This window comes from Kitasatospora sp. NPDC028055 (assembly GCF_040637885.1).
Lineage (GTDB): Bacteria > Actinomycetota > Actinomycetes > Streptomycetales > Streptomycetaceae > Kitasatospora.
Window position 1 is genome coordinate 38,666 of record NZ_JBEZXE010000055.1, and the last position, 10,972, is coordinate 49,637.

Genomic DNA, 10,972 nt, shown 5'->3' on the forward strand with positions numbered 1-10,972 from the left:
CCGCCGCCGCGCCCCCGCCCCGCGCGGCGTCCGCGACGGACGGGGCCGCCGGCGCCCCCCCCCCCCCCCCCCCCGCCCCCCCCGCCGCCCCCCCCCCCCCCGCCCGCCCCGACTCCCCTCCCACCCCGCCCCGGTAGAGTGAGAGAACTCCTCACCGCACGGGAACCGGAGACGGCCATGGCCAGCTACAGCCCCCACAAGGACGACTTCCTCAAGCGGCTCCGCCGCATCGAGGGCCAGATCCGCGGCCTGCAGCGCATGGTCGAGCAGGACACCTACTGCATCGACGTCCTCACCCAGGTCTCCGCGGCCAGCCGTGCCCTCCAGTCCTTCGCCCTGCAACTCCTGGACGAGCACATCGAATGCTGCGTCCGCGACGCCATCGCCGAGGGCGGCCAGGAGGCGAACGCCAAGATCCGCGAGGCCAACCAGGCCATCGCCCGCCTGGTCCGCTCCTGACCCGGCCCCGGACTCGGACCCGAACCCGGAACCGGACCGGGACCCGCACGCACCGACGCCCTCCGGCGGCACATCGCCGCCGGAGGGCGTTCGTCATTACGGGGTAGGGGTATCCGCAGCCCGACGGGCCCTCCCTCCGACCCCTGCCCTCCGGCCGCTACCCTCCGGCCGGCACCCGGAGCAGCGGCAGGACGATCTCGTCCAGCACCTCGGCGACCACCTGGTCGGACGGCACCGAACCGCCCATCAGGAAGGCGTCGCGCAGCAGGTCCAGCGGCAGCGAGAGGACCCGCGGGGTGAGCCGGGCCGGGTCGACCTCGCCCCGCTCGGCGGCCCGGTGCATGATCGTGGCCAGCGCGTCCACCGGCCCGTCCGCGGTGAGGCCCCGATGGAAGACGACGCGCAGTTCGGGGTCGCGCATCAGGTCGACCAGGAAGCCGTGGACGGCATCGGTCGGCAGGTCGTCGAAGCGGTGCAGCAGGCTGCCCAGCAGGACCGCCAGGTCGGTGCGCAGGTCACCGGTGTCCGGGGGCTCCCGGAAGTCCGGGGCGTTGCGGCCGAGGGCGGCGACCACCAGTTCCACCCGGTTCGGCCAACGGCGGTAGAGCACCGGCTTGCTGGTGCGGGCGCGGGCGGCGACGCCGTCCATGGTGAGCCGGTCGTAGCCGTGCTCGGCCAGTTCGGCCCAGACGGCGTCCAGGATCGCCCGTTCCAGTTCGTCCCCGCGCCGCCGCGGGGCGCCCGTTCTGCCGCTCGCCACCGGTTTCCGCACCCGACCCTCGTAGACACGTTGCGTTTCTTATCGGGGACAGCCTACAGTCGAAGACAGGAAACGCGCCGTATCTTATGGCCGAATGACAGGGGCGTCCGCCATGCGCGCTGCACTCTCGCACGACTCCACACCCACCACCGACGTGCTGATCGTCGGCGCCGGCCCGGTCGGGCTCACCCTGGCCATCGGGCTGGCCCGGGCCGGCGTCGACTGCCGGATCATCGAGCGGGACGACGCGTTCCGCACTGCCGGCGTCCGCGGCAAGGGCGTCAACCCGCGCACCCTGGAGGTGTTCGACGACCTCGGCGTGGTCGCCCGGATCCTCGACCGGGGCGTGCTCGACCTCAAGGTCCGCGCCTACGAGGGCACCCGGCTGGTCCAGGAGTTCGACCCCGGGGCCACCCGGCCGACGACCCCCGACCGCCCGTACGCCGGCATGCTGATGATCGCCCAGCACCACACCGAGGCCGTCCTGCGCGACCGGCTCGCCGAGTACGGCGTCAAGGTCGAGACCGGCAGCGAACTGACCGACTGCACCCAGGACTCCGACCACACCTACGCCCAGGACGCCGCTGGCATCCAGGACACCGCCGGTGCCCGGGACACCGCCGGCGTGCTCGCCACCGTCCGGCAGGGCGACCGGACGGCGCAGCTGCGCGCCCGCTTCCTGGTCGGCTGCGACGGCGGCCGCAGCACCGTGCGCAAGCTGGCCGGCATCCCCTTCCTCGGCGAGACCTGGGAGGAGGAGCGCTTCATCATGGCCTCGATGGACCTGGACGGCCTGGACCCCGACCACATGCACCTCTGGAACCACCCGAAGTTCGGCGCCGGCGCCATGGCGATCGTCCCGATGCGGCAGGACGGCAAGTGGGCGGTGCACGCCGCCGTCGAACCGGACGAGCACGGCGAGCTGCCCGCGCCCACCCTGGCGACCTTCCGCCGGCTCTTCGCCGAACGGGCCGGGCTGCCCGGGGTCCGGATGCACGAACCGATCTGGTCCACCGTCTGGCGCCCCACCGTCCGGCTGGTCGAGCGCTACCGCGACGGCCGGGTGCTGCTCGCCGGGGACGCCGCCCACTGCCAGTCCGCGGCGGGCGGCCAGGGCATGAACACCGGCATCCAGGACGCCCACAACCTGGCCTGGAAGCTCGCCGCCGTGCTGCGCGGCGCGCCCGCGGAGCTGCTCGACAGCTACCAGGAGGAGCGCCGGCCGATCGCCCTGGCCGGCCTCGCCGCCACCTCCGCCCACCACAAGGCGGCGTTCCGGGGCGACGGTGCCACGGTGCTGACCGAACAGTTCCGCACCCTGGCCGTCCAGGGCGCCGACCTCACCGGGCTCTCGATCGACTACCGCGGCGGCCCGCTCGGCCGGGACCTGGACGACGCCACCGGCATCCGGGCCGGCGACCGGGCCCCGAACGCGCCCTGCAGCACGGCGGACGGCACGCCGGTCCGGTTGTTCGACCTGTTCCGCGGCCCGCACTTCACCCTGCTGGCCTTCGGCGACCACCCGGCCCCGGCCGACCCGGCCGACCCGGCCCACCCGTCCGGCCAGTCCGACCCGACCGGCTCGTCCGCCCGATCCGTGCTCCAGGACCTCCCCGGCCTGCGGGTCGCCGCCGTCCGCGACCCCGACGGCCACGCCGCCCGCGCGTACGGGCTGCGCGGCGAGGCCGTGGTGCTGGTCCGACCGGACGGGTACGTCTCGCTCACCGGCGCGAGCGTCGACCGGACCACCCTCACCGAGCACCTGCGGGCCTTCGCGGTCTGACCCGCCTGTGCCCCGACCGCCCGGAACGGGCGGGCCCCCGGAGGCTCAGCCCCGGGCGGCCCGCTCGTCCGCGTCGGCGAGCCAGAAGTACGCCGCCGGGAGCCCGAGTTCGATCCCCATCAGCACCAGCTGGAACCAGTGCGGCCGCCCGTCCACCGCCAGGCCGAGCACCCGGCCGAGGCCGCCCAGCAGGAACACCGCCGTCAGCCACCGCACCTCCCGCGCGGGCACCGGCACCTGCCGGGCGGCCCGGATCCAGGCCACGCCGTACCCGGCGAAGACCGCGCCCATGAAGCGGCCGAAGCTGTCGACCGTCGGGCCCGGGTCCGGGATCCCGGGGAAGCCCACCGGCCCGCCCAGCAGGTGCTCGAACCCGATCGCCACGCAGGCGACCCCCATCGTCCAGGCGAGCACCCGCAGCGCCTTCGCCTTCGCTCTTCCCTGCGTCTGCGCCGTTCCCTGCGACTGCGCCGTTCCCCGCGCCCGTGCCTGCGCCTTCGCCTGTGCCATGAGCCGACCACCCATCACCCGTCGGACGCCAGTAGACACGTGTCCACCAACGCTTCCACCAAGCTAGCGCTCACTACTGGACACCTGTCAAGTAGCCTGTGCCGCATGTCCGTTCACGAACGCCGCCGACGTCTCTCCCCCGCCGAACGCCGCGCCCAGCTGCTCGCCGTCGGCGCCCGGGCCTTCGCCGCCCGGCCGTACGCCGACGTGCTGATGGAGGAGGTCGCCGAGCAGGCCGGGGTCTCCCGCGCGCTGCTCTACCGGCACTTCGCCGGCAAGCGCGAACTGTTCGCGGCGGTCCACCGGCAGGCCTCGGACGACCTGCTGGCCCGGACCAGGTTCGACCCGGCGGACACCCTGGTCGAGCAGCTGATCGAGGGCCTGGACGCCCATCTCGACCACTTCGTCGCCAACCGGCACACCGTGCTGGCCGCCAACCGCGAGCTGGCCGGGGACCCGGTCGTCCAGACCATCATCACCGAGGAACTGGACGCCCTGCGCGCCCGACTGCTCGCCGTCCTGCCGCTGGCGGACCAGGACGGCCGCCTCGCCGTCTCCCAAGTCCTGCGCAGCTGGCTGGTGTTCGTCCGGGTGCTGGTCGTGGACTGGCTGACCGAGCCGAGCTGCACCCGGACGGAGCTGCGCGACACCTGCATCGGCGCCGTGCTGGGCGCGGTGCGGCCGCTGCTGCCGGTCGACCCGGCACCCGAGTGGGGGCGTTGAGACCACGTACGGAGGGTTCGGGGGCGTAGCATCGGGCCGAAACGGGAAAACCGTCAGAAGGATCCAATTCCCTCAGAAAATATGACAGTTGGATGCCCGTGCCCCGCAGCGCCGCCGACCCCGAAGGGTTCCATGTCCTCCCCCGCAGCCGACACCGGCACCGACACCGACACCCCGCCCCCACCGCTCCACCGGCTCCCGTTCACCCCCGCCCGGCCGCCGCACCCGACCACCCTCCCGGACGGCACCCCCGCCTGGCTCGTCACCCGCTACCACGACGTCCGGCAGGTCCTCGGCGACCCCCGCCTCACCCGGAACGACCTGCACGAGGTCGGCGCCGCGGGCAGCACCGCGGACGTCGCCGCCAACCCCGCCTCGCTGTTCAACCAGGACGGCGCCGCCCACCGCCGCCTGCGCGCCACCGTCCAGCGGGCGTTCACCCCGCGCGCCATCGCGAGCTGGCAGCCCTGGGTCGCGGCCGCCGTCCAGCAGTCCGTGGACGCGCTGCTCGCCGTCGGGCCGCCCGCCGACCTGGTCACCGCCTTCACCCGACCGGTGCCCTTCGCCGTCACCGCCCGGCTGATGGGCCTGGACGGCGACGGCCCGGACCGCCTGGACGAAGGGCGACTACGGCACTGGACCCTCGCCCTGCTCGCCCAGGGCGGCGGCGACCAGGAACCGGAGCAGGACGAACAAGCCGGACGGACCGAGGCCCTCGCCGAATTCGGGGCGTTCACCGATGAGTTGATCGAACGCCGGCGCCGCAGCCCCGGCCCGGACCTGGTCAGCCGACTGGTGCAGGCCGCCGACCGGGACGGCGGCATTGCCGAGGACGCGCTCGCCTTCCTCGTCCTCGGCCTCACCGCCAGCGGCAACGAGAGCGTCACCGGCGCTCTCGGCAACGCCCTGGTCTACCTCCTGGCCGAGCGCCCCGAGCACTGGCGCCGGCTCACCGACCCGGTGGTCACCGAGCACACCGCCGAACGCCTGCTGCACTACATCCCGTTGGGGGACGACGAGGCCACCCTCCGCCGCGCCACCTCCCCCGTCGACGTCGGCGGCGTGACCGTCCCGGCCGGAGCCGTGGTCGCCGCGAGCCTCGGCAGCGCCAACCGGGATCCCGCGGTCTTCCCCGGCGGGATCGAGGCCGACCTGGGCACGCCGCTCGACGCACCCACCCTCGCGTTCAGCGTCGGCCCGCACTACTGCATCGGCGCCTGGCGGGTCCGCCTCGAACTGCGCGAATCGCTCCGCCGGTTGGCCACCGCCCTGCCCGACCTCCGCCTCACCGTCCCGCTGGAGCAGCTGAGTTGGCAGCTGGGCGGCACCACCCGCAGCCCGGCCGCGATCCCGGTCAGCTGGTGAGGCCGCCCGGCCGCCGTCCACTCGACCGCTCGACCCCGCCCCGTCACCCCCACAGCCCCTCGCCCAGCACCCCGCCCTCCCGCACCCCCGGCAGCACGTAGGCCACCGCGGAAGCCGTGTGCACCAGGAACGGGTTGAGCGCGTCCTTGGCCGCCAGCCGGTTCTGCACCCGGGTGAACTGCGCCGGGTCCCGCACGAAGGCGCAGAACAGCAGCCCCCGGTCGTCGGGGGCGTCGTCGTAGCTGTAGCCGCGCCGCAGCATCCGGGCGCCGGAGTCGAGCCGGGGGCTGCTGAGCCGGACGTGGGCGCTGTTGGGGATGACGTACGAGCCGTCCGGGTTCTTGGCGTAGATGTCCGGGTCCTCGTGCTCGGCCGTGCCGGTGAGCGGGGCGCCGTCGCCGCGCCGGCGGCCCATGGCCAGGTCGCGCCGGTCCTCCGGGAGGGCGGCGAACCCGGCGGTGTCCATCCGGATCCGGCGGTAGACCAGGACGGTGCCGTGCTCGTACGGGCCGGGCGGGCCCCAGACCCACTGCTGGGCCTCGGCCGGGCTCGGGTTGGCGGTGCCGTCCTTATAGCCGAAGAGGTTGCGCGGGGTGGTCCCCGGGGCCGTGCGCGGCAGGAAGCCGGGCTGGCTCCAGCGCACCGTCGCGCCCGCCGACTTCGCCGCGCCGCCGAGGAGTTCGGCCACCACGGTGAGCGGCCACCGGTCCGCGGCGCACAGCTGGACCACCAGGTCACCGCCGCCGCGGGCCTGGTCCAGCCGGTCCCCGGGGAAGGCCGGGAGCTCCGCCAGCGCGGGCGGGACGTTCAGCCCGAGCCGGGCGGCCAGCCCCGGCCCGACCCCGACCAGGCTGCTCAGTCGCGCCGGTTCGCCGTCCCGCAGCCGGGGATCGGCCGGACTGCCGCCCGTCGCGTCGGCCAGTACCCGGGTCAACTCCCCCAGCAGGGAGCGCAGTACGGTCCGCCCGTCGGAGGTGGCGGCGGGCGCCAGGTCGAGGGCGAGCAGCAGGGTGGCAGGCTGCTGCGGGGCCGTCACCCCGGCCTGCCGGTCGCCGTGGAACGGCGTCTCCGGCAGCGACGGGGGCGCCGGGTGCGGCGATGGCGCGGCGGACGGCCCGCGCCCCAGCGCCACGGCCCCCGCCCCGACCCCGGCGGCCAGCACCGCGCCGCCGCCCGCGATCAGCGTCCTCCGGTCCAGCCCGCCCCTGGCGGCTCCCGGCTGTTTCCGCGCCTTTCCGGTTTCGGCATGCATGACCGACATTGGAGACGATAGAACACCCCGTATGCAACTTTTGACCGTCCGTCAATCCGCCTCCGAAGCACCGCGGCACCGTCCGCGCCGTCCGCGCCGCCCGCTCCGCTCACGCGGTCCGGTCCGCCCGCGCGGCGCCGTCCGCGCCCTGCCCGCCCTGCTGGTCGCCGCCCTCGCCCTGACCGGCTGCTCCTCGGCCGGCGGCCCCTCCTCGGACGCCCGCCACCCGGAGGGCACCGTGGTCCGCGTCCCGCAGGACTTCCCGTCCGTCCAGAAGGCCGTGGACGTCGCCCGCGAGGGCGACACCGTCCTGGTCTCCCCCGGGACGTACCAGGAGAGCGTGCGGATCACCAAGCCCCGGATCGTGCTGCGCGGCACCGACCGCAACTCGGTGGTGCTGGACGGCGGCGTGCGGCTGGTCAACGGGGTCACCGTCACCGGCGCCGGCTCGGTGGTGGAGAACCTCACCGTGCACGGCTACCTCGCCAACGGCGTGCTGTTCACCGGCGTCACCGACGAGAAGCTCCAGCAGCGCGGCGCCGGCGGCTCCGCCTACAACCCGCTGGACACCACCCGCTTCCCCGCCCTCCAGGGCTTCCGGGCGACGAGGGTCACCGCCTACAACAACGGCCTGTACGGGATCTACGCCTTCGACGCCCGGGCCGGGATCATCGAGGACTCCTACGCCTCCGGCGGCGCCGACTCCGGTGTCTACGTCGGCCAGTGCAAGCCCTGCGACACCCTGGTGCGCCGCAACACCGTGGAGCGCAACGCGGTCGGCATCGAGATCACCAACGCCTCGGACAACCTCTGGTTCCTCGGCAACCGGGTGGTCGGCAACCGGGTCGGCGTCACCGTCAACTCCAACGACCTGGAAGCCCTCGCCCCCCAGCACGGCGCCGTGATCGCCGGGAACGCCGTCACCGACAACAACGCCTCCGACACCCCCGAGCAGGCCGACGGCGGCTTCGGCATCGGCATCGGGATCGGCGGCGGCACCGCGAACCGGGTCGAGCGCAACCTGGTCAAGGGCAACCGCTCGGCCGGCGTGATCGTCACCGACCCGCCCGGGCACCCGGCCGCCGGCAACCTGGTCAAGGGCAACCGCGCCGAGGGCAACGGCGTCGACCTCGTGCTCGCCTCCGCCGACCCGGGCAACTGCTTCACCGGCAACCAGCCCGCCACCCAGAGCCCGGACGACCTGGAGAGCCGGGCCGCCTGCGACGCCCAGAGCCGCAGCCCGCTCGCGACCGGCCGGGCCGCCCCGGTCCAGGCCCCGCCCGGCGTGCCGTTCAACCAGGTCCAGGCGCCGCCCGCCCAGCCCTCACTGCCGGACCCCAACGCCCCCGCCCGCCCGGCCACCGACCTGCCCGGCCCGGTCGACCCGGACGCCTACCCGCTTCCGGCGACCGCCGACGCCGTCCTCCCGCACTGACCCGCGGCGGCGGCGGCGCGACGGCCGCTCCCCACCGGACACGGGCGGGCCCCCGGCACACCGAGTGCCGCGGGCCCGCCCGACGCCTTTCCCCGTACGCCCTGCCCGTACGCCCCGCCCGTACGCCCTGCCCGTACGCCTTCCCCCGTACGCCGACCGCCTGCGCCGCTCAGGGCCGCCGCAGCAACGCGGGCGGGTCGACCGCCTCCACGGCCGCGACCAGCGGGGCCAGCTCCGGGTTGCGGGCGGCCTCGTCGAGCGCCTCGCGCAGCGCGGTGTCATTGGTCGGCCGGGCCTGCGCCAGGAGCCGCAGGCCGTCCTCGCTCACGTCGGTGTAGATGCCACGGCGGTCGGTGGGACAGAGGTAGCGGGCGAGCAGCCCGCGGTCCTCCAGCCGGGAGACCAGCCGGGTGGTGGCGCTCTGGCTGAGCACGACCGCGTCGGCGACCTGCTTCATCTGGAGGTGCCCGCCCTCGCCGTCGTGCTGGCGGCTGAGCACGTCGAGCAGCGAGTACTCGCGCACGCTCAGGTCGTGCTCCGCCTGGAGGGCGCGCTCGATGTGCGCCTCGATCCGGCCGTACAGGACGTACAGGGCGGCCCAGCCGTTGGCGAGGGCGGTCAGCGCAGGGTCCGTGGCGGTCATCGGCACGGCCTCCTTCCAGGTACGAACCAGGTACGGGCAGGCCTCCAGTTTAGGCCTCGGGCATGTCGAGGGTGAATGCCCGCACTTGCCCATAGCCCGCGCTTGCAACTATTGTCGAGGCACGTAAGGCGCACTAGCAATCGCACGGAGGTCGCGCCATGCCCCTCGCACTTCTCGCCCTGGCCATCGGGGCCTTCGGGATAGGAACCACCGAGTTCGTGATCATGGGCCTGCTGCCCCAGATCGCGGACGACTACGGCGTGGCCGTCCCCACCGCCGGCCTACTGGTCACCGGCTACGCACTCGGCGTGGTCGTCGGCGCCCCGCTGATGACCGTGCTCGGCACCCGGATCAGCCGCAAGACCATGCTCATGCTGCTGATGGGCCTGTTCGTCGTCGGCAACCTGCTGTCCGCCGTCGCCCCCAGCTTCCCGCTGATGCTCGCCGGGCGGATCGTGACCTCGCTGGCCCACGGCGCGTTCTTCGGCATCGGCTCGGTCGTCGCCGCCGAACTCGTCACCCCACAGAAGAAGGCCGGCGCCATCGCCACCATGTTCACCGGGCTCACCGTCGCCAACATCGTCGGCGTCCCGCTGGGCACCTTCATCGGCCAGGCCGTCGGCTGGCGCACCACCTTCACCGGCGTCGCCGCCCTCGGACTGCTCGGCCTGCTCGGCATCGGCAAGCTGGTCCCCAGCCTGCCCCGCCCCGAAGGGGCCCGCCTGCGCGGCGAGTTGACCGCCTTCCGCAATCCCCAGGTACTGCTCGCGATGGCGATGACCGTCCTCGGCTTCGGCGGGGTCTTCGCCGCGATCACCTACATCGCCCCGATGATGACCGACACCGCCGGCTACTCCGAGGGCGCGGTCACCTGGCTGCTGGTGCTGTTCGGCGTCGGGATGTTCCTCGGCAACCTGCTCGGCGGCAGGTTCGCCGACCGCAAGCTGATGCCCCTGCTCTACACCACCCTCGGCGGGCTGGCCGTCGTCCTGGCCCTGTTCACCCTCACCGCGCACGACAAGGTCGCCGCCGCCGTGACGATCCTGCTGGTCGGCGCCCTCGGCTTCGCCACCGTCCCCCCGTTGCAGAAGCGCGTCCTCGACCAGGCCCACGGCGCTCCCACCCTCGCCTCCGCCGTCAACATCGGCGCCTTCAACCTCGGCAACGCCCTGGCGGCCTGGCTCGGCGGCCTGGTCATCTCGGCCGGCCTCGGCTACACCGCCCCCAACTGGGTCGGCGCCCTGCTCGCCGCGGCCGCCCTGCTGCTCGCCCTCTGGTCCGCCGCCCTCGAACGCCGCGACCGGCACCGGGCCGCCACCACCGGCGCCGCCGCCGCCGCACCCCGGACGCCCGTCCACCACTGACCGCCCTCCCCTTCTCCCCCCTCCTCCCTCCCCCGTTCCCCGTTCCCCGTTCCCCAGGAGCAGCGCCACCATGAGCACCACCGCCCCGACCGCCCCGACCGCTCTGACCACCACCGAGGCCGAGGCCCTGGTCCGAGCCGCCCACACCGCCGCCGAGGCCGCCGGGGTGACCGTCAGCGTCACCGTCCTGGACGCCGGCGGGCACCTGCTGGCCTTCCGCCGCGACGACCGCGCCGTGCTGATCTCCGGCGAGACCAGCACCCGCAAGGCCTACACCGCGCTCCAGTTGGACGCCCCGACCGCCGACCTGGTCGACCTGGTGAAGCCGGACGGCCCGTTCCACTCGCTGCCGACCGCCCTCGACCGCCCGCTGCTGTTCATCGCCGGCGGCCTCCCGGTCCGCCGCGACGGCCGGCTGATCGGCGCCCTCGGCATCGGCGGCGGCGCCCCGGAGCAGGACCACCGCTTCGCCACCGCCGCCCTCGCCGCCGTCGGCACCCTTGCCGCCTAGAGCCTGACGCGTGAGGCCTTACGCCTGACACCTGACGCCCCCTTACAACGGCCGTGGGGGGGGGGGGGGGGGGGGGGCCGCGGGGGGCCCCCGCCCCCCCCCCCCCCCCAGACCCCCCCCCCCCCCCCGCCGCCCCCCCCCCCCCCCCGCCCCCGCCCAACCGGCGC

At 74.7% G+C, this 10,972-nt stretch carries 11 protein-coding genes; 7 read left to right on the plus strand and 4 right to left on the minus strand.

Annotated elements, in window-relative coordinates; all coding sequences use genetic code 11:
• Nucleotides 1-177: 177 nt before the first annotated feature.
• Nucleotides 178-459, plus strand: a complete 282-nt coding sequence (locus AB0F71_RS34570; protein ID WP_030290512.1) for a metal-sensitive transcriptional regulator — start codon at nucleotides 178-180, stop codon at nucleotides 457-459.
• A gap of 157 nt (nucleotides 460-616) precedes the next feature.
• On the opposite strand, the gene AB0F71_RS34575 is transcribed toward AB0F71_RS34570, so the two are convergent.
• Nucleotides 617-1,219, minus strand: coding sequence for a TetR/AcrR family transcriptional regulator (locus AB0F71_RS34575; protein WP_360243311.1), 603 nt, complete (start codon nucleotides 1,217-1,219; stop codon nucleotides 617-619).
• A gap of 112 nt (nucleotides 1,220-1,331) precedes the next feature.
• On the opposite strand from AB0F71_RS34575, the gene AB0F71_RS34580 reads away from it, so the two are divergent.
• The gene (locus AB0F71_RS34580) at nucleotides 1,332-3,002 is read left to right on the plus strand and encodes an FAD-dependent oxidoreductase (RefSeq protein WP_360243314.1); all 1,671 of its coding nucleotides are present in this window, start codon (nucleotides 1,332-1,334) and stop codon (nucleotides 3,000-3,002) included.
• A gap of 45 nt (nucleotides 3,003-3,047) precedes the next feature.
• Here the strand turns inward: AB0F71_RS34580 and AB0F71_RS34585 are convergent, their stop codons facing one another.
• Complete coding sequence (locus AB0F71_RS34585) at nucleotides 3,048-3,512, minus strand: DUF4345 domain-containing protein (protein ID WP_360243317.1); 465 nt, start codon at nucleotides 3,510-3,512, stop codon at nucleotides 3,048-3,050.
• Nucleotides 3,513-3,617: 105 nt separating this feature from the next.
• On the opposite strand from AB0F71_RS34585, the gene AB0F71_RS34590 reads away from it, so the two are divergent.
• Nucleotides 3,618-4,235, plus strand: coding sequence for a helix-turn-helix domain-containing protein (locus AB0F71_RS34590; RefSeq protein ID WP_360243320.1), 618 nt, complete (start codon nucleotides 3,618-3,620; stop codon nucleotides 4,233-4,235).
• 132 nt (nucleotides 4,236-4,367) lie between these two features.
• On the plus strand, nucleotides 4,368-5,600 hold the full coding sequence (locus AB0F71_RS34595; protein ID WP_360243323.1) for a cytochrome P450: 1,233 nt from the start codon (nucleotides 4,368-4,370) through the stop codon (nucleotides 5,598-5,600).
• Between the two features lie 43 nt (nucleotides 5,601-5,643).
• On the opposite strand, the gene AB0F71_RS34600 is transcribed toward AB0F71_RS34595, so the two are convergent.
• Nucleotides 5,644-6,852 carry a Dyp-type peroxidase gene (locus tag AB0F71_RS34600; RefSeq protein WP_360243326.1) on the minus strand — a complete coding sequence of 403 codons (1,209 nt, stop codon included), beginning with the start codon at nucleotides 6,850-6,852 and terminating at the stop codon, nucleotides 5,644-5,646.
• 31 nt (nucleotides 6,853-6,883) lie between these two features.
• On the opposite strand from AB0F71_RS34600, the gene AB0F71_RS34605 reads away from it, so the two are divergent.
• Entirely contained in the window at nucleotides 6,884-8,287 is a 1,404-nt protein-coding gene (locus AB0F71_RS34605; protein ID WP_360243329.1) for a right-handed parallel beta-helix repeat-containing protein, read from the plus strand.
• Between the two features lie 169 nt (nucleotides 8,288-8,456).
• Here AB0F71_RS34605 and AB0F71_RS34610 read toward each other — a convergent pair whose 3' ends face one another.
• Nucleotides 8,457-8,930, minus strand: a complete 474-nt coding sequence (locus AB0F71_RS34610; RefSeq protein ID WP_360243332.1) for a MarR family transcriptional regulator — start codon at nucleotides 8,928-8,930, stop codon at nucleotides 8,457-8,459.
• A gap of 158 nt (nucleotides 8,931-9,088) precedes the next feature.
• Between AB0F71_RS34610 and AB0F71_RS34615 the strand changes: the two genes are divergently transcribed.
• Together AB0F71_RS34615 and AB0F71_RS34620 are read left to right on the plus strand one after the other, a co-directional pair.
• Nucleotides 9,089-10,294, plus strand: a complete 1,206-nt coding sequence (locus AB0F71_RS34615; protein WP_360243335.1) for an MFS transporter — start codon at nucleotides 9,089-9,091, stop codon at nucleotides 10,292-10,294.
• A 70-nt stretch (nucleotides 10,295-10,364) separates the two neighbouring features.
• Nucleotides 10,365-10,805 (plus strand): heme-binding protein, encoded by a 441-nt coding sequence (locus AB0F71_RS34620; RefSeq protein WP_360243338.1) that lies wholly within the window; start codon nucleotides 10,365-10,367, stop codon nucleotides 10,803-10,805.
• The last annotated feature ends 167 nt before the right edge of the window (nucleotides 10,806-10,972 follow it).